Source organism: Alkalimonas delamerensis (genome assembly GCF_030717955.1).
In the GTDB taxonomy this organism is placed as follows: Bacteria; Pseudomonadota; Gammaproteobacteria; order Enterobacterales; family Alteromonadaceae; genus Alkalimonas; species Alkalimonas delamerensis.
Genome location: NZ_JAUZVY010000003.1, coordinates 31,627 through 48,384 on the forward strand (window position 1 = coordinate 31,627; position 16,758 = coordinate 48,384).

Here is a 16,758-nt window from a genome sequence, read left to right on the forward strand (position 1 = left end):
TGGGAGGCTGGGTTGAAACATCAAATCAATAAGGGAATGATTGCCACAGCGCTGATTGCAGCATCGGCAGCGAGCTACGGCCAGGTTACAGTACAGAGTATTGATGCCGCTGCTGGCTGGTACACGGGGATGTCGCAGCAGGTGGAATTTGTTTTAGTAAATGATGATCAGCCTCGGGATCTGATCGCGCGGTTTGGGCTGAAGTTCTATGACCCGGGTTTTCCATTGATTGAATACCAGGCTGAACTTGAGTCGGCTGGTATTGAAGAGTGGCTGGGAACTGTGGAGGTCGGGGGGCTGCAACCGCATGAACATCGTCAGCTTAGTTCCCGTTTTCAGTTGCCGCTGGCGCTGCGGCCCGATCATTACTTCCTGGTGGTTAGTGTGCTGGATCGCGCAGAGTACGAGCAGGAGCCGGTCGCTGAAGTGATAGAGGATGAGTTGCCTGATGTTGCTGTTAGCAGTGAGCGTACCTTTTTTGCCGACTGGTCATTGCAGCTGATTAAGCCAGATTTACCGAATATTAAGCTCGATGAAGCCCGCTTGTTTGGTGCCAATGGCTACAATTTTAGCCTGGAAAGTTCTTCCTTTATCGAGCTTGGGGATGAGGCTTATCCAACCTTGCGCTTGAACTTCTCTGTAAGCACGGAAGCTGAACTGGTAGTCGAGCCCCTGGATGTTGCCTTTCAGTTAACTATTCCCAATTACGGCAGTTTCCCGCTGCGCTATGTGTTTGCCGACAGTGAACAGATCCAGAGTGAGTTCTGGATTGAACCTGAATGCAGCCAGGTTGAGGTGCTGGTAAGCAATGAAAGCGCTGGTATGGAGTGGGAAGAGATTGAAGACGAAACGCAACTGGTTACCCAGTGCTATGCATTGCAACCCGGTCAGGTGAAAACCTACGATCTGAACTTGCTGGTAGATGCCGCGGCCATGCAGGCCCTGCAGCAAATGCCAGAAACAGCTATAGCCCAGCTGGAGGTCACGGTAAACCCGGAGGGGCGGATTGAAGAGTGGCAAGGACAACTGTCTGATAATCAGGCCAGCCTGCCTTTGCTTTATATTCGCTAACACTATTTTAGTTTAAAAAGGAATGATTAAATGCGTACAACAATCGCACTGCTTTCTTTGTTACTGGGGGTTGCTTTTTGTGGCCAGACTGCTGCATCCATTAACCATGGTTTAGGGCCTTATACCGACCGGGTGAAAGTGGATGGCAACCGGGAAGGCCTGATGAAAGATCGTTTTGGCAACAGTTTCTTTGGCTCTTCCTACGAACAAAAAAATAATGTGAGTTTTGCCCAGCATCAAGGGCGAACTTATGCTGCCCATTATTCAACGAATAATCGAATTAATACCACTGTTTTAAGTAGGAATTTTAATTTGTTTCGATTTGACACCCGGCTGGCTGTAAATGAATACAATATTGCAGATAGTGGGTTGAAAATTGATTTCAGAGTGGTTAAAAAAATACTTGATAAGAACTTTACTGTTTCCCAGATGAATGGGCGGGAACTTTTTACTACATTGGAAGGGACTGGGAGAGATGCAAAAGAGAAGTTTATTGTTCACCATGAAAACCGTGTTTCAACCACCTTTCCGTTAGGCCCGATTCCGGTGACTGTCAGAGTTGGTGTTGATAGCAGGCTTGGCCCAAAGGGACGTGTTTCATTTTATTACCTACCAAACCCCTCTCAGCGGCACTTGATGCTTCAACTTCGAAACGAGTTAGGTTATGTAGCTGCCTTAGAGGGAGCTGCGAGTGCGGGAACAAATATGGTTTTGGCAAAAGCTGATGTTACTGGAAGAGTGACCTTGCTTGGGATTGATCAGAAATTGGTTCTGGATTTGTTTGCAAACCCTTCCCGAAATAATAGGTTAGTAGCTAGGTTTCAAGCACCTGTAACACTACACTCGTTAGATGGAAATATTACGGCTACCGGTAAAATCAGAGGTGTGAAAACCTGCAAGAGAAGAGTCTTTGGTAAAAGAATCAAATACCCATGTGGGCTTGAATGGAAGACAGTCGCCAGGAAAGTGCTCATAAAGTGGAAAGGGGTGCGTAAAACCTGGACCTGGCTCGATAGAACAACCGAGTTGGAAGTCAATGCCGGTTAGTACCTGTATTCTCTATTAAATGATAAAGCTATCTCCGGGAGCCTCTCCCGGAGATTTTTTTAGAGTTGTTGTTAGCTGATAGCAAAAACCTGAGTAATGATATGACCATCTTTTCCCGTTTTAAAACTGTGCTGTTATTGGCATTTGTGTTGCTTTGCCTGGTGCTGGGGTATCTGGTGATTGAGGTCGAGGATGATACGGCCCCTTTGCCGCCACAAGCACAAGCTAGTGTTCAGCTTAAGCATCAGGCCCTGAGCGAGGCCGCTACCCTTGAGCAGCCGCTGAACTTTTATTTGAGCTTTGCGCCGGCAGAGCCCATCAGTTTTACTTTTGCTGTGCATTCAACCGGTCTGGTCAATACCGCAGCCATCCAGGCGGCGGCTTTTCAGCAAAGCGCGGCTACCACGGCAGCCACCATGGAGCCCCTTGGCATGGATTTCAGCGGCACTCTGTTCATGGCGCTGTACCCTGCTGAAAACTCGGGTTGGCAGGTGGCGGGCCGGATTAAGCCGGATTTGCTGTTGCTTAATCAATTGGCACCAATTTTTATGCCTCATATGGAAACCCCGTTTGCATTCCGCCTTTCGGCCCAGGGGGTGATCAGCCATTTTGTTTTTCCTGAAAATCTGCACAACGATGCAGAGCATGTGATAAGGCAACTGGTGCATTATTTGCAATTGCCGCTGCCTCGTTCGGCACGTAGCGAATGGACTACCACTGAGTTTGATACCATGGGGAAATATCAGGGGGCTTACCGCCTGGTGCAACTTACCCTGGAGCAGTTGGCCGTGGTGCAAAAAACCAAAACAGGCTATGCCGAACTGCACAGCCCTTATCTGTTTGAGCAGGGCGGGCGCACCGATGCCTGGCTGGGGGATAATCAGGCCTTTTATGAGCTCTCTGCGAAGGGAGCCTGGATCCAGCGCGTCGAGGGGCAGGAGCAGTTAAGCAGCACTCTCGGTGCTTTGCCGCTCAGTGAGATGCATAGCTACTACCGTTTAATCCGAGGTCATGACCAGCCGGCCATACCTTTTCCGGCACACTTTGCCGATTTTTTACAGCTTATTGCAAAAACCGTACTTAGCACATTGCAGGAGGCGATTTCTGCCGAGTTGTTGTTGATGGTGGATGGTTTAAGCGCAGATGACTTTCTGCTGTTGTATCAGAGTGTCTTTGCTGAAAACCCGCAGGTAGCACGAGAGCTGTTAATTGCTTTTTTAACGCATCACCCGGAAGCCTCCGCCGACCTGGTCGAAGTGCTGGATAGCATTTCAGGGATGACGGAACAACAAGAGCTTATGGTTTGGCATGCGTTGGCCTATGTTGGAGGACGTGCCCATCAAATGGCCTTGCTGAAGGCGGCTGCTTCTGGCCGGATGGAGTCTACCAGGACCAGGGCGCTGGCTCATTCGCACGGTGTACAGGCCCCGGTGCAGGATTTTGTCGATGGTTTGCTGGGAATTTACCATGGGCGGGATAGCTATATTGCCGATATGGCGTTACTCACCGTTGGCAGTTTAGGTGACCAAAGTCGCGATACCTCGGACATGACGACCAATATCGGTGATTATCTGGTCAGTATGCTGTACAGCGCAAACAGCCATGATGATCAGGCCTTGATCCTGAGCGCTTTGTATAATACAGCAGATGCCGGGGCACTGACGGCCGTTGAAGGTTTTTTGCAGCATGAGGCCGAATCCGTCCGGGCAGCTGCTTTTGAAACCATCGCTGCTATGGATACGTCTGATAGTTTTGCCAGCTTCGCGCGGGCATTTCAGGGAGAAGCTTCCGATGAAGTGCGGCAAGTGGCACTGCAGTCTGTGCAGGATATGCAGCAAGCGGAGCAGCGCAATGCCTGGTTATTATCACAGCTGCAACAAGCTGAGCTTGCGGATCCGCAACAGTTGTCGGTGAATATGGCTTTGATTCGAGCGATTGGTAACTCAGCTGCCGATTTGTCCGCTGCAGAGGAGGCACTAAGGCAACGCCTGTTCTGGGATATTCCGGCAGAGCTAAAGCAGGAGATTTTGCGGCATGTATCTCCTTAAATAGCGCCCATCCTGAAAGGCGGGCGCTAGCGAGTCAGGACAAATTTGTCTGGTGCAAGTTTTCGCGGGTGCCCCGAAAGGGGGAAGCGCATGGAGGCGTTGAACAGAACTGCGAGTTTTCCTGGTGACTCCGCGAAACGGCAAGGTTGCTGTTTCAGAATGGAAACTAAATAGATTCCACCTGAACTCCGACAGGTTGAAAATACCACCCCGTAGTAGTAGAACTTTTCAGCCTACCGTTTACCCTTCATAAGGCCTGTTTACGGGGCTTTTTTTGGGCTTGCTATCGCTTGGCATCGTTACATCCAGCCCTTGCCACTGCTTTGAGTGTGGTATAGAAGAGTATTTGCGATGGTATCGGCGTCCCGGGCGGGCATGTAGGGCACGGTCAGGCTGCCAGAGGCAAACACCAGTTGCAGGTGCATCAAACCGGCGCGGCGCATCAGCCAGTGCTGCTGGCGGCTGAGTTGCTGCAGCTTGTACAGCGGTAGGCAGTAATAATCCACCCCGATCACACCACGGCGCAGGTAAAAATACTGCTCATCCATCGCATAGCCAAAGCGGCGCCAGCGCAGCAGCAATAGCCCGAGCAACAGCGCAAAGACTGGCAGCAGCAGATTGGCCAGCAGGGCATCGTCTGGCCGAAGTGCCCATTGGCTGAGCACCAGTGCCGGCAGCCAGAACAGCAGCACCGAAGGCAGTAAAAAACGCCAATTTACCCCTGAAAAGGCGATCCCAGCGCTATTTTGGCCGGGCATGGCTTCGGTCATCAAGGCCGCTGCCTGGGTTGGCGGCAGGGATGGCACCATGATTTTGCCCTGACTGGCATGCCCCTGCGCTGCGGCCATCGGGCTGGACTGCACCTGCTCGTAATGCAGATTGCAGCGGCCAAAGACTTTATCCAGCCAGTCTTGTTGCAGTTGCAGCCATTGCAAACGAGAGGGCCGCATGCTGATCTCATGACGGGTAAAAAGACCACTGCGCCGGATGTAACGTTTTTCGCTGCGGGTCAGCCGAAAGCCGTAGTAGCTCAGGACCGAAGCGGCAATGGAAAACAAGGTGATCAACAGCATGATCATCAGGGTAAGCGCCAGGACCGCCAGTCCCAGCCAAAACCAGGACTGCTGCTCCGGGTTAAACCAGTGGGCGATATCCAGCCCAAGCCGCCGCAGCAGCTCGCTGACCAGCTCGGTAATGCGGTTGTAAAAAGGCGCCGCCAGGCCCAGGGCCAGCAGCAGCCGGTTGTTGCTGATGCCGTACAGCACCAGATCGCCAACCGAGCGCTGACAAAGCAGCTGCTCCTCCGGCTGAGCGGTTGCGGCTGAATGCTCGGCTGCAGTATCGGGTTCGCTGGCCAGCACCTCGGTGGATGGCAACTCTGTGCTGGCCCCTTGCTGGCGCTGGGTGGCATAAATGGCTTGTTGCAACTCGGTGGCCAGGGTGTTCGGCAGGGCAGCCAGCCGGGCTTCTTGCTGCCGCGAACCGGCGGTGTCGAGCTGCAGACAAAGATGGCCGCTTGGCCGGTAGTACAGCGGCTGCAGCAGACGCACATTCTGAATGCGGCTAAACGGCAGGTTCAACTGGGTTTTTCTGAGCACGCCGGAGCGGATTTCCACCGTATCGCCATGGACCCGGAAGCGAAACGCCAGGTAGCGCAGCAAGGCAATCAGCAGCAAGGTTGTCATCAGCAGCAAGAGTCCCAATGCAAAATAGCCCGGCTCACGCTTAATGCCCTGATAAAACACCAGCAAGGCTGGTGCCAGATAGGCCAGGTTGCCAAAGACGCCCTTGAACAGGCGAAATGCAAAATACAGCAGCGCAATCGGCGAAACCCGTTGCCAATGGGTCAGCGATTGCAATTGTGCTTCTGGCCTGACTGGGTTGGCACTCGGTTCAGTCATGCTGGCGGTTGTCCTTGTGCTGCAGAATAAACTGACGAATTTTCTTCGCCTCCATCAGCGGCAAGCCAGGAATTTCAAAGGTGTGCAGGGCACCTCCGGCGCTGAATACCTGCAAGGTGGCCAGGCCGGCTTTGCGCTCAATGGGACCACGTTTGAGCTCAATGTGCTGAATGCGCAAAATCGGCTGGGTGACACTTTTTTCAAACAGCAAGCCGCTGCGAAAGCTCAGATCATGCTCGCGCAGTGCATAACGCTTACGCGGGAATGCCAGCCGGCAGTACAGGGTAACCCAAAGGCTGCCGGCAATCAGTAAGCCGGCCAGACCCAACAGCAGTTGGTGGTTGGCCTCACTTGGCTGCCAGAAAGGCTGCAGCCAGTAAGCCAGAGTCACCAGCAGCAACAGCAAGGTGGTGGCGTTATTCAGCCAGAAAGCCAGCTGGCTGTAGCGCGGCGATAAGGGCTGCCATTCCAGCTGCTGCAAGTCGGGAAGCAGGCTGGGGTGCAGCGGCTCATTGTGAAAAGCGGTTGGGTCGGATGCGCCGGTATCCATGCTGCGATCTTTTGTTGACCATGGGTAAGCAGAATACTAACTGATTTTTTTGCAGCCGACTATGTCAACAGCTTTCGAAAACAGCTGACGGCAAACGGTTGTGCATCGGATCAGGCCTGGGGGCTCGGCATCCACTGCCAGATGACTACCTGGCAGCTTCAGCTGCCTCAACAGCCATGGCGAAGCGGCCGGTGCTCACCCTTTGCTCAGTGACGGGCACTTACTCCGCTTCGGTGACGAAGGGGCGCAGCAGCTGAAACAGCTCTCGGTAGGCTTTGGGGGGCTGCTGTTTTTGCTGTTCCTTTTGCGCCTGCCGGATCAGTTGGCGCAGTTGTTGGACGTCCACTTCCGGGTACTCGGCGACAAAGGCGGTGACGGCGTCTTTTTCGGTCAGCAAGCGATCCCGCCACTGCTCAACCAAATGAAACTTGCGGGTAGCCGCCTGGTTGGTGTTGCGGATCAGCGCCAGAGCCTGCTCAATCGGCTCGATATCACGGCTGCGCATTAAGCGGCCAATAAACTGGATGTGTCGGCGCAGTGCCTCGCGTTTTTTCGCCAGCTTATCCGCCAGCAGCAGAGCATCCCGCAGCTCCTCGTCCAGCGGCACTTTGGCACGCGATGCCGGTGGCAGGGCGACCAGCTCTTCGCCGAGCTGTTGCAGCGCATCCATTTCGCGTTTGACCTGGGTTTTGCTTTTCAGGACTTCGTCTTCATCCCAGTCACCGTGGAGAAATTCTGTCATCTTGTCACTTATCTGAGTACACTATATGCCATCATTATAACGTATCGCGGTGGGAAAGAGCAGCGCCTTGCAACGAGCGAGCTCTTTATTGCAATAACGAGGGGCTATGCAAGCATCACAGCAGCACATACAGCAAGATATCCAGCAGGAAATTGCGGAAGTCAAAGAAGCGGTCAGCCAGGTGCTGGCGCATGCGAAACAGCTGGGGGCCAGCAGCGCTGAGGCGTCGATGAGTCGTACCCGTGGCCTGAGCGTGGAAACCCGTCATGGTGAGGTGGAAACCCTGGAGTTTAACCAGGATGGTGGCCTTGGCATCAGTTTGTATTTTGGTCAGCGCAAAGGCTCGGCATCCACAGCCGATCTGAGCCCGCAGGCATTGAAACGCACGGTAGAAGCTGCGGTCGATATTGCCCGCTACACCTCGGAAGACCCATGCGCCGGTGTGGCGGAAGCCGGTTGGCTGGAGTTTAACCCGCCAGAACTGGATTTGTTTCACCCGCACCAGGTGGATACCAGCGACGCCATTGCCAGCTGTGCCCGCGCCGAGCAAGCAGCATTTGATTACGACAGCCGCATTGTCAATTCCGAAGGGGCGTCGTTCTCGTCGCATCAGGGCATCAAAGTCTATGGCAACAGCCATGGTCAACTGGTGGGCTACCCCAGCAGCCGGCACAGCATCAGCTGCGTGATGATCGGCAAATCCGAGCAGGACATGCAGCGCGATTACAGCTACAGCGTGCAGCGCGACTTTGCCAAACTACTGAGCCCGGAGCAGATCGGGCGTGAGGCGGCCGAGGAAACGGTCGCCCGCCTGGATGCACGTCAGGTACCGACTCAGAAAGTACCGGTGATTTTCCGGGCCGATATTGCCAGCAGCTTATTCGGCCATCTGGTCAGCGCCATCAGCGGTGGCAGCATTTACCGTCAGTCCAGCTTTTTGCTCGATAAGCTCGGTCAGCGTATTTTCCCGGAGCATCTGACCATTGTGGAGCGACCGCATTTGTTGCAAGGGCTGGCGTCCAGTCCCTTTGATGCCGAAGGGGTGAAAACCCGCGACTTAGCCGTGATTGAACAAGGGGTGCTGACCAGCTGGCTGTTGACCAGCTACTCAGCCCGTAAGCTGGGTCTGGCCAGTACCGGCCATGCCGGTGGCATCCACAACTGGCAGGTGCAGCATGGCGAGCAGGATCTGGCGGCGCTCTGCCAGCAGATGGGGCGCGGCCTGTTGGTCACCGAGCTGATGGGGCAGGGGGTTAATACCGTGACCGGGGATTATTCCCGTGGCGCGGCTGGCTTTTGGGTGGAAAACGGCGAGATCCAGTTTCCGGTCGCCGAAGTCACCATAGCCGGCAACCTGAACGAGCTGTTTCAGCGCCTTGTTGCTGTTGGCAAGGATGTCGATATCCGGGGCGCGGTGCAGACCGGCTCGGTGCTGATTGAATCAATGCAAGTGGCCGGGCATTAGCGCCGCACTTGCAAGTGAAGTTACCGAAGCAGGCCCGCACTAACGGGCCTGCTGCTTATTTAGCCTGCTGTTCGTCGTGGTCAATCTTGTAGAGAAAGTACACCGCATAAAAGATGCAGAGGCCAATCACAATGGCGAGGCCAGAAAAGGAAATAAAGATCACCGGATCCGATATAAATTCTTGCCACAGGTTCATGGGATGCTCCTCCTGTCTGATAACTGCACTCAGTGTAGAAGCAAGTGGTTGGATAAAAACTGACCTGGATCAAGCTTTGCGGTCAGCTTGCTGGCTTAGCTGGAGAGGCTTTGACGCAGATCAAACAACAGGGGATGCCAATGGGCGCTGGATGGGGTCAGCTGTGTTAAATAAGCAGCAATCAAATCGGCATCTTGACCGGTTGTAAGCTCTGGCAAGGCAGCAAGCAAGGCTTGCTGCTCCAGCTGCTCGGCAACCAGCTCGGCCTGCAACAAGGCCGCTTTGATGGCCGGCTGAGTGCTCAGGCGGCGGCGCAAGTGACGAATTGGCTGGGTGTAGCTGCGATTGGGCCCGGCGACCGCCTGGTGCAGCTGGTCAATCTGCTGTGGCGTTAAGATCCAGTGCTGCTGCTCGGCATAGAGCAACAGCAGCAGCAGATTGACATTGGCACCCAGTTCATCCTGCAAGCGCAACAAGGGCTGCTGAATGCCTGGGTAGCTGGCAAGACAGAATTGCCAGAATTGCTCTGTGCTGGGCCCTTTAACCATGCTGCTGCCAGAAACTTTGCTCGGTTTGTTCCAGCTCGTCCTGCAGCAAGAACCAGTCTTCTTCCACCTGTGCCAAGGTTTTGCTGGCGCTGGCTTGCTCGGCCAGCCGTTCGGTCAGCTCGGCTTTACGCGCCGCTTCGTACAGTTCTGGCTCTGCCAGTAGTTGCTCCAGCTCAGTCAGTCGGGCCGTTAACTGCTCTTGTTGGGCCTCGGCCTGCTCCAGCTTCTTCTTTAGTGGCCGCAGCAAATTACGCAGCTCGGCTTCGAGGCGCTTTTGATCTTTGCGTTGGCTGGCACTGTCTGGCTTTGCCTCGGATGGCGTGCTTTGTTTGCGGCTGTCTTGCTGCAACCACTGGTAGTAATCCTGCAAATCACCGGCAAAAGGGGCTACCTTGCCATCGGCCACCAGATAAAACTCATCGGTGGTGCTGGTCAGCAGGTGACGATCGTGCGACACCACCACAATGGCACCCTCAAAATCCTGCAATGCCATCACGATGGCTTCGCGCATATCCAGATCCAGGTGGTTGGTCGGTTCATCCAGCAGCAGCAAGTTGGGGCGTTGATACACCAGCAGGGCCAGTACCAGCCGGGCTTTTTCGCCACCGGAAAAAGGTGCGCAGGGCTCCAGCGCTTTATCGCCATGAAAGCCAAAGCCACCTAGAAAATCACGCAGGCTTTGCTCGCTGGCGGCCGGATCCAGCCGTTGCAATTGCAGCAGGGCTGAGTCGCTTGGGCGCAGCGTTTCCAGCTGGTGCTGGGCAAAATAGCCCAGACTGATGCCGCTGGCGGTCCATAGTTCACCGGCCTGGGCCGGAAGGTTGCCGGCAAGGTGCTTGATCAGCGTCGACTTACCGGCGCCGTTACGGCCCAACAAGCCAATGCGGCTGCCCGGCAGCAGCTGAAAATTGATGTTGTGCAAAATGGTGTGATCGCCATAGCCTAACTGCACCTTTTCCAGCTTCAGCAGCGGGTTTGGTAAGGCTTTGGGGGGGCGAAAGGCAAAGCTGAAAGGCGAGTCGACATGAGCCGGCGCCAGTAGGGTCATGCGCTCTAAGGCTTTCACCCGGCTTTGCGCTTGCTTGGCCTTCGAGGCTTTGGCTTTAAAACGGTCGATAAACTGCTGCAAGTGCGCCACTTGCTGCTGCTGTTTCTCGAACATGGATTGCTGCTGCGCCAGCCGCTCTGCCCGTTGGCGCTCAAACTGGCTGTAGTTGCCCTTGTACAGCTGCACCTGCTGGCGCTCGATGTGGATAATGCTGTCGGTGACGGCATCGAGAAAGTCGCGGTCGTGGCTGATTAGCAGCAAGGTGCCATCGTAGCTTTGCAGGTATTTTTCCAACCAGAGTACGGCATCCAGATCGAGGTGGTTGGTGGGCTCATCCAACAGCAACAGCTGGGAGGGCTTCATCAGCGCCCGCGCCAGATTCAGCCGCATGCGCCAGCCACCCGAGAAGGATTTCACCGGCTGTTGCTGCATGGCACCATCAAAGCCCAGCCCTGCCAGCAGAATGCCGGCTTTGGCCTCGGCGCTGTAGCCACCCAGTTGTTCAATCTGCTGGTGCGCCTGCGCTAACTGCTCACCGTCACCGCCTTGCTTCAGTAACTGCAGTAAAGGATACAGGGTTTCATCGCCCTGCAACACATAGTCCATCGCCGGGCAATCCAGCGCAGGTGTTTCCTGCGCTACCGTCGAGATGGCCCAACTGGCCGGAATGCTGAGCTCACCGGCATCGGGCGCCAGCTGGCCCAAAAAGCAGGCAAATAAAGACGACTTGCCGCAGCCATTGGCGCCAATAATACCGATTTTCTGGCCGGGAAAGATGGTCAGGTTGGCATCGCTGAACAGGGCTTTGCTGCCACGGCGTAATTCAAGGTGTTGCAGTTGGATCATGAAAGCATCTCGGTTGCGGGATGGCACAAAGCAATGAGTATACCTGAAGTGCACTGATCACAGCGAGCCTGGCTGGTGTATAATGCACGAAACCGGAGGAACTAAGCTGCATGACAACCCGTAAGAAAAAACGCTTTATCGCTGGCGCAACCTGCCCCAAATGCCATGCCATGGACAGCATGATGTTGTTTTTAGAGCACAATGTGGAAAAGGTGGAGTGTGTGCAGTGCGGCTACCAGATGACGCAGCCAGATGCGAAGGTGAGCAAGGCCGCAGGCAGCAGCGAGCAATTGATTGGGGTCTTCAAGCCTGAGTAATTGCCTGCTACAGCCGCATCAATAATGCGGCGGCGGCGGTTCTTGCTCTTGCGGCATCAGTTCATCCTGATCCTGCCGCTGTAACTGCTTCGCCAACAGCAGCACCTGCTGCTGCAACAACTTAATTTGCTTTTGGTGCTGCAGCAACTCTTTGCTCAGATGCTGCATGGCATCGTCCTGAAAAGCAATTTTACTTTCCAGCTCGATAATGTGAAGTTCTAACTCATCCGGCTTGGTGTCACTCATGGGGCTACTCATCGTTGGCTGCGGCAGGCAAGTCTACGCAATGCCATTAAGGGCTGTCCAGTTGGATCTGCCAAACCTCTGCCAGACCGCTGGAGCTTTCACTGATTAATTGATCCGGGCCGAAAAAGGCCACGGCATGCACGGCTGCACTGGGTGGGCGACTGCCGACTCGCGGTGACACCCGCCAGCGCTGCAGCTCCCGACCCGTTTGCACATCCCACAAGGCTAAATTGCGGCTGGGTGCCCCGGTAGCCAGCCAGCGGCCATCGTCGCTAAAACGCACCGCACTGAAAATTTGCTGGCGGGCGATAAATTGCAGCTGGCTGATCAACTGACCGGTCTGAATATCCCAAATCTGCGCTGTGCTTTGGCTGTCGGCGGTAAAGGCAAAACGGCCTTGTGGGTCTAAAGCGACTTTGGTAACCCGGCTTGGGTGTGGGAAGCTGTGAATGATTTGCGCGCTCTCGGTATCCCACAGGTAGGCCATGTAATCGTTGCCGCCGGTCAGGGCAAAACGGCCATTGGGCGAGATAGCCACGCTGTTGATACGCTCGCTGTGGCCTAAGAACAACAAACGGCGCCCGCTTTCAAAGGTAATGTGCAGCACATTGCCATTGCTTTTGCCTATGAGAAGCTGACGACCACGGTGAGAAATCGCCACATCGCGCACCGAGGACTCATCCAGCTGCCAGTAGCCAACATTTTCGCCATCGGCTATGCGCCATAGCGCAAAGTTGGTGCGGTCGGCACTGACCACATGGCTGTTGTCCGGGCTGATGGCCAGCGCAAACACAATGTTTTCATCGGCGTCGCGGTGGTTCCACTGATACATCAGTCCCTGGCGCTCGGTATCCCAGATGGTGATGCCGTGCTGAACGGAGGATTGCACCGCATAGCGGCCATCGCTGGATAGGGCGGCGGCATAGGTTGCCTGAGCGGCATGTTTCCATTGCTGCACCGGGGTGGTTTCAACCCGGCTGCAATTGGCTAACAGCAGTGGCAACAGGAAAATTGCCAGATATTTGCTGCGATGGCTTAACCTCATCTGCACAAACCGTTAGTATAGGTGGATGATTAAAATCATAACACAATGAGCAGTTTCGGCTGCCCGAATTGGAGAAAATAATGCGCGTAACAACCAAACTCAGCCTGGTGGCTGCTTCTGTGCTGGCTCTGGCCGCTTGTCAACCAGCTTCTGTATCCGACGAAGGCCCGGTCACGCTGGACTCTGAAACCCAAAAACAATCCTACAGCTTTGGTGTATCGGCTGGTTATTACATTGAAAATGCAGTGGCCGAGCACAAGGCGATGGGCATTGAATTGGATGCCGAGCTGATTGTCCGTGGTATGAAAGACGCCATTGCGGGGCAAGCCTTGGTGAATGAAGACGAGATCCAACAGCACCTGATGGCGCTGGATCAAAGCTTCCGGGAAAAGCAAGAGCAGCAAGCCGAAGCGGCTGCGGCAGAAGCGCAAGCGGTAGGCCAGCGTTTTCTGGCTGACAATGCCAGCAAAGAAGGGGTGCAAGTCACGGATTCAGGCTTGCAGTTCGAAGTACTTGAGCAAGGCGATGGTGCCAAGCCTGCTGCTGAAGACACCGTCAAAGTGCATTACCAAGGCACTCTGATTGATGGCACTGTGTTTGACAGCTCCTACGAGCGTGGCGAGCCAATTGAATTCCCATTGAACCGGGTGATCCCAGGCTGGACCGAAGGGGTGCAGCTGATGAATGTGGGCTCCAAGTTCCGCTTTACCATCCCATCGGAACTGGCGTACGGTTCCCGTGATATGGGTGTGATCCCACCGAACAGCGTGCTGGTGTTTGAAGTGGAACTGCTGGACATCAAAAAAGCTGGCGAATAAGTCGCGTAGTCACAACAAAAAGGGCAGCTCATTGGCTGCCCTTTTTGATTAAGCCATGCTGGCTTGATCGCTGTGCTTATCGTGCAAGGTGTTGATCAATTCATCTTCCAGCTCAAAGCGCTCTTCCAGCGCTTGCCCCAAATCGGATAACTCCAGATCGAAGGCGCCGCTTTGACGGGTGCTGAAGTGCTCGGCGTACTTGTCGTTAAAATCCAGCGCCAAATCTGTCGAGGTCGCAATCTTTGGGTAGAGGCGGTTGGCCAATTGCCGGCTGTCGGTGCCGTTGACAGCGCACTCGGAAACAATTTGCTCGTAGACTTCAAAATGGCCGGCAGACAGGTAATCCATCAGGATCTGACAAAACTCCTGCACCGCTTCCTGACTGGGCTTGGACCTTTGTTTGTCATCAAAGGGGGGCAAACCAGCCAGCTTGCAATAGCTGATAATGAGTTGTTGCCGCTCTTCCAGCCAATGGTCGATTGCGGTTAAAGCGCCGCCCCACTTTTGTTGTGCTGCCTGAACCCGCCTGTACATGACCTGCTCCTTACCTGTCTCTACTGTCCATCCGAAAACATCGTTCCGGCTTAGCAACCAGTTAATAAAATTCTGCTGCTAAAATCAATTGTTTTTCATTGGTCAGAACACCATGAACATTTATCATACTCCCTTGAGTGCGGCAGGCCAACTGTTGTTGCCAAATGTTCCCAAAACAAGGATTCAGCATGATCAGTCACAGCTTACCCATGCAGCCGGATACCTGCGGCTATTGGTTTATTGTTAATCATCAGCAGCTTTACTGGCCGCCAGAGCAGCAAAGCTTAGCGCTGATGAGCATGGGTGAGCTGGTGGCCTTGTTTGGCGAACCGGAGCAAAGTGGCTCGCTGGGAGAGTTGAATGGTCAGGCTGCGTATTATTGGGTGCTGAATGACCAACGCGATGACGAAGACAATTGGCTGAGCCCGCGCCAGTTGCTGGCCCAGGGTGACGGTGTTTTTGAACTGGCCGCCCGGGCAGTGCAGGTGGCGCTGTTTTTGCAAACCCACCGTTACTGCGGTCAATGCGGCTCGGCCATGCATCTGGTCAGTTGGGAGCTGGCGGCTTTATGCCATCGCTGCGGTCACCGCTGTTACCCGCGCATTGCTCCTTGCGTGTTGGTGGCGGTGGTGAAAGACGATCAGCTGTTACTGGCCCGCTCCAGCCGTTACAAAGCCGGTTTTTTCTCCATTCTGGCTGGCTTTGTCGAGTCGGCCGAGACCTTAGAGCAGGCCGCGGTGCGTGAAGTCAAAGAAGAGGTTGGGGTCGACATCGATCAGTTGGAGTACGTCGGCAGCCAGCCCTGGCCCTTTCCGCATTCCTTGATGACCGGCTTTATTGCCCGTTATGTGGGCGGGGCGATTCGTTGTCAGCCGAATGAGATTGAAGAGGCGCATTGGTTTGAGCTGGATGCCTTGCCGGAGGTGCCGCCGGTGCAAACCTTGTCTGGCCAAATGATTGCCCGGGTTCAGCAGCGAATTTTAGGCAATAAAAAAGCCACTTAACGTGGCTTAAATCACTAAGTGCTTGAAACACAAGGTGATTAACAGGTCCCGTGAACGGGCTTCTTACTTCTTATTCTTCACTAGCGCATCCATTTTATAGCAGATGTATTTTCTGCTTACAAGCACCTTTGTGAACTTTTTTTGATTTATTCAGTCTGCGGTCAGTTTGATGCGGATCAGCATTCAAGCTAGAGCCGTTGCGCCAGCAATGCTAAGATAAGCCTATTCTCATTTGGACCAATCTCATCATGCAATTAAAAAATGATCGTTACCTGCGCGCCCTGTGCAAAGAACCTGTTGACCGGACCCCGATTTGGATGATGCGTCAGGCCGGGCGCTACTTGCCAGAGTACCGTGCAACCCGGGCCCAGGCCGGTGACTTTATGTCGCTGTGCAAAAACCCGGAGCTGGCGTGCGAAGTGACTTTGCAGCCGCTGCGCCGCTACCCGATGGATGCCGCCATTTTATTCAGCGATATTCTGACCATTCCGGATGCGATGGGCTTGGGCCTCTATTTTGGCGCTGGCGAAGGGCCTAAGTTTGAGCGGCCTATTCGTGATTTTATGGATGTGGTGAATTTACCTATCCCGGATCCAGAGCAGGAGCTGCGCTACGTGATGGACGCGGTGCGGACCATTCGCCGCGAGCTGAACGGCGACGTACCGCTGATTGGTTTCTCCGGCAGCCCCTGGACTTTAGCGACCTACATGGTGGAAGGTGGCAGCAGCAAGACCTTCAGCATCATCAAAAAAATGATGTACAGCGAGCCGGAAGTGCTGCACATGCTGCTGGATAAGCTGGCGCAGAGCGTCACCTCCTACCTGAATGCGCAAATTGCCGCTGGTGCTCAGTCCATCATGATCTTTGATACCTGGGGTGGGGTGCTCACACCGCGCGATTACAAAGAGTACTCGCTCAGTTACATGCAGCAGATTGTCGATGGTTTAACCCGTGAAGCCGATGGCCGTAAGGTGCCGGTGACCCTGTTCACCAAGAATGGCGGTCTCTGGTTGGAACAAATCGCCGCCACCGGCTGCGATGGTGTTGGCCTGGATTGGACCATCGACATCGGTCAGGCGCGTCAGCGCATTGGCGATAAAGTGGCACTGCAAGGCAACATGGACCCGAATATTTTATTGGGCACGCCAGAGCGCATTCGCCAGGAAGTGCAGACCATTCTGGACGGTTACGGCCAGGGCACAGGCCATGTCTTTAACCTCGGCCATGGCATCACGCCAGATGTCGATCCAGAGCGGGTCAGCGTCTTTGTTGATGCGGTGCAGTCGTTCAGCCCGACTTACCATATGAATACCGACGATTAAGCTCGGTAAA

Annotated in this window: 17 protein-coding genes; 8 read left to right on the forward strand and 9 right to left on the reverse strand. The window is 54.5% G+C overall.

Annotated elements, in window-relative coordinates; genetic code table 11:
- The first annotated feature begins 12 nt into the window (after positions 1-12).
- The 3 genes from Q3O59_RS08395 to Q3O59_RS08405 all read left to right on the forward strand — a co-directional run bounded on the left by Q3O59_RS08395 (position 13) and on the right by Q3O59_RS08405 (position 4,166).
- Positions 13-1,071, forward strand: coding sequence for a hypothetical protein (locus Q3O59_RS08395; protein WP_305945157.1), 1,059 nt, complete (start codon positions 13-15; stop codon positions 1,069-1,071).
- A gap of 30 nt (positions 1,072-1,101) precedes the next feature.
- Positions 1,102-2,118 (forward strand): hypothetical protein, encoded by a 1,017-nt coding sequence (locus tag Q3O59_RS08400; protein WP_305945158.1) that lies wholly within the window; start codon positions 1,102-1,104, stop codon positions 2,116-2,118.
- Positions 2,119-2,219: 101 nt separating this feature from the next.
- Positions 2,220-4,166: a HEAT repeat domain-containing protein gene (locus Q3O59_RS08405; RefSeq protein ID WP_305945159.1), complete on the forward strand. Its 1,947-nt coding sequence runs from the start codon at positions 2,220-2,222 to the stop codon at positions 4,164-4,166.
- 299 nt (positions 4,167-4,465) lie between these two features.
- On the opposite strand, the gene Q3O59_RS08410 is transcribed toward Q3O59_RS08405, so the two are convergent.
- The 3 genes from Q3O59_RS08410 to yjgA all read right to left on the reverse strand — a co-directional run bounded on the left by Q3O59_RS08410 (position 4,466) and on the right by yjgA (position 7,359).
- Complete coding sequence (locus tag Q3O59_RS08410) at positions 4,466-6,067, reverse strand: PH domain-containing protein (RefSeq protein ID WP_305945160.1); 1,602 nt, start codon at positions 6,065-6,067, stop codon at positions 4,466-4,468.
- Positions 6,060-6,617: a PH domain-containing protein gene (locus tag Q3O59_RS08415; protein ID WP_305945161.1), complete on the reverse strand. Its 558-nt coding sequence runs from the start codon at positions 6,615-6,617 to the stop codon at positions 6,060-6,062. The genes Q3O59_RS08410 and Q3O59_RS08415 overlap by 8 nt, the downstream gene beginning before the upstream one ends.
- Before the next feature lie 220 nt (positions 6,618-6,837).
- Positions 6,838-7,359, reverse strand: a complete 522-nt coding sequence (gene yjgA / locus Q3O59_RS08420) for a ribosome biogenesis factor YjgA (protein WP_305945162.1) — start codon at positions 7,357-7,359, stop codon at positions 6,838-6,840.
- 106 nt (positions 7,360-7,465) lie between these two features.
- Here yjgA and pmbA point away from each other — a divergent pair, with 106 nt between their 5' ends.
- Positions 7,466-8,824 carry a metalloprotease PmbA gene (gene pmbA, locus Q3O59_RS08425; RefSeq protein WP_305945163.1) on the forward strand — a complete coding sequence of 453 codons (1,359 nt, stop codon included), beginning with the start codon at positions 7,466-7,468 and terminating at the stop codon, positions 8,822-8,824.
- A gap of 55 nt (positions 8,825-8,879) precedes the next feature.
- Here pmbA and Q3O59_RS08430 read toward each other — a convergent pair whose 3' ends face one another.
- From Q3O59_RS08430 to Q3O59_RS08440, 3 genes are all read right to left on the reverse strand, one after another.
- Positions 8,880-9,020: a DUF3149 domain-containing protein gene (locus Q3O59_RS08430; RefSeq protein ID WP_305945164.1), complete on the reverse strand. Its 141-nt coding sequence runs from the start codon at positions 9,018-9,020 to the stop codon at positions 8,880-8,882.
- A 95-nt stretch (positions 9,021-9,115) separates the two neighbouring features.
- The gene (locus Q3O59_RS08435; RefSeq protein ID WP_305945165.1) at positions 9,116-9,568 is read right to left on the reverse strand and encodes a TIGR02444 family protein; all 453 of its coding nucleotides are present in this window, start codon (positions 9,566-9,568) and stop codon (positions 9,116-9,118) included.
- Positions 9,561-11,462 (reverse strand): ATP-binding cassette domain-containing protein, encoded by a 1,902-nt coding sequence (locus tag Q3O59_RS08440; protein ID WP_305945166.1) that lies wholly within the window; start codon positions 11,460-11,462, stop codon positions 9,561-9,563. The genes Q3O59_RS08435 and Q3O59_RS08440 overlap by 8 nt, the downstream gene beginning before the upstream one ends.
- A 110-nt stretch (positions 11,463-11,572) precedes the next feature.
- Here Q3O59_RS08440 and Q3O59_RS08445 point away from each other — a divergent pair, with 110 nt between their 5' ends.
- Positions 11,573-11,779 (forward strand): YheV family putative zinc ribbon protein, encoded by a 207-nt coding sequence (locus tag Q3O59_RS08445; protein ID WP_305945167.1) that lies wholly within the window; start codon positions 11,573-11,575, stop codon positions 11,777-11,779.
- 18 nt (positions 11,780-11,797) lie between these two features.
- On the opposite strand, the gene Q3O59_RS08450 is transcribed toward Q3O59_RS08445, so the two are convergent.
- Both Q3O59_RS08450 and Q3O59_RS08455 read right to left on the reverse strand, forming a co-directional pair.
- A complete protein-coding gene (locus tag Q3O59_RS08450) occupies positions 11,798-12,025 on the reverse strand; it encodes a SlyX family protein (protein ID WP_305945168.1) in 228 nt (75 codons plus the stop codon).
- 46 nt (positions 12,026-12,071) lie between these two features.
- A complete protein-coding gene (locus tag Q3O59_RS08455; protein ID WP_305945169.1) occupies positions 12,072-13,070 on the reverse strand; it encodes a WD40 repeat domain-containing protein in 999 nt (332 codons plus the stop codon).
- 80 nt (positions 13,071-13,150) lie between these two features.
- On the opposite strand from Q3O59_RS08455, the gene fkpA reads away from it, so the two are divergent.
- Entirely contained in the window at positions 13,151-13,888 is a 738-nt protein-coding gene (gene fkpA / locus Q3O59_RS08460) for an FKBP-type peptidyl-prolyl cis-trans isomerase (RefSeq protein ID WP_305945170.1), read from the forward strand.
- A gap of 48 nt (positions 13,889-13,936) precedes the next feature.
- Here fkpA and rsd read toward each other — a convergent pair whose 3' ends face one another.
- Positions 13,937-14,422, reverse strand: coding sequence for a sigma D regulator (gene rsd / locus Q3O59_RS08465; RefSeq protein WP_305945171.1), 486 nt, complete (start codon positions 14,420-14,422; stop codon positions 13,937-13,939).
- A 188-nt stretch (positions 14,423-14,610) separates the two neighbouring features.
- On the opposite strand from rsd, the gene nudC reads away from it, so the two are divergent.
- Together nudC and hemE are read left to right on the forward strand one after the other, a co-directional pair.
- Positions 14,611-15,426 (forward strand): NAD(+) diphosphatase, encoded by an 816-nt coding sequence (nudC, locus tag Q3O59_RS08470; protein WP_305945172.1) that lies wholly within the window; start codon positions 14,611-14,613, stop codon positions 15,424-15,426.
- A gap of 248 nt (positions 15,427-15,674) precedes the next feature.
- Positions 15,675-16,748: a uroporphyrinogen decarboxylase gene (gene hemE / locus Q3O59_RS08475; protein ID WP_305945173.1), complete on the forward strand. Its 1,074-nt coding sequence runs from the start codon at positions 15,675-15,677 to the stop codon at positions 16,746-16,748.
- Positions 16,749-16,758 lie beyond the last annotated feature (10 nt).

What these genes read in the sequence shown, in the direction of transcription:
- nudC (WP_305945172.1), top strand. Translation starts at nt 14,611, where the DNA reads ATGATCAGTCACAGCTTACCCATGCAGCCGGATACCTGCGGCTATTGG.
- Q3O59_RS08405 (WP_305945159.1), top strand. Translation starts at nt 2,220, where the DNA reads ATGACCATCTTTTCCCGTTTTAAAACTGTGCTGTTATTGGCATTTGTG.
- Q3O59_RS08455 (WP_305945169.1), bottom strand. Translation starts at nt 13,070, where the DNA reads ATGAGGTTAAGCCATCGCAGCAAATATCTGGCAATTTTCCTGTTGCCA.
- Q3O59_RS08450 (WP_305945168.1), bottom strand. Translation starts at nt 12,025, where the DNA reads ATGAGTGACACCAAGCCGGATGAGTTAGAACTTCACATTATCGAGCTG.
- Q3O59_RS08400 (WP_305945158.1), top strand. Translation starts at nt 1,102, where the DNA reads ATGCGTACAACAATCGCACTGCTTTCTTTGTTACTGGGGGTTGCTTTT.
- Q3O59_RS08435 (WP_305945165.1), bottom strand. Translation starts at nt 9,568, where the DNA reads ATGGTTAAAGGGCCCAGCACAGAGCAATTCTGGCAATTCTGTCTTGCC.
- fkpA (WP_305945170.1), top strand. Translation starts at nt 13,151, where the DNA reads ATGCGCGTAACAACCAAACTCAGCCTGGTGGCTGCTTCTGTGCTGGCT.
- Q3O59_RS08410 (WP_305945160.1), bottom strand. Translation starts at nt 6,067, where the DNA reads ATGACTGAACCGAGTGCCAACCCAGTCAGGCCAGAAGCACAATTGCAA.
- pmbA (WP_305945163.1), top strand. Translation starts at nt 7,466, where the DNA reads ATGCAAGCATCACAGCAGCACATACAGCAAGATATCCAGCAGGAAATT.
- yjgA (WP_305945162.1), bottom strand. Translation starts at nt 7,359, where the DNA reads ATGACAGAATTTCTCCACGGTGACTGGGATGAAGACGAAGTCCTGAAA.
- Q3O59_RS08445 (WP_305945167.1), top strand. Translation starts at nt 11,573, where the DNA reads ATGACAACCCGTAAGAAAAAACGCTTTATCGCTGGCGCAACCTGCCCC.
- Q3O59_RS08440 (WP_305945166.1), bottom strand. Translation starts at nt 11,462, where the DNA reads ATGATCCAACTGCAACACCTTGAATTACGCCGTGGCAGCAAAGCCCTG.
- Q3O59_RS08430 (WP_305945164.1), bottom strand. Translation starts at nt 9,020, where the DNA reads ATGAACCTGTGGCAAGAATTTATATCGGATCCGGTGATCTTTATTTCC.
- hemE (WP_305945173.1), top strand. Translation starts at nt 15,675, where the DNA reads ATGCAATTAAAAAATGATCGTTACCTGCGCGCCCTGTGCAAAGAACCT.
- rsd (WP_305945171.1), bottom strand. Translation starts at nt 14,422, where the DNA reads ATGTACAGGCGGGTTCAGGCAGCACAACAAAAGTGGGGCGGCGCTTTA.
- Q3O59_RS08415 (WP_305945161.1), bottom strand. Translation starts at nt 6,617, where the DNA reads ATGGATACCGGCGCATCCGACCCAACCGCTTTTCACAATGAGCCGCTG.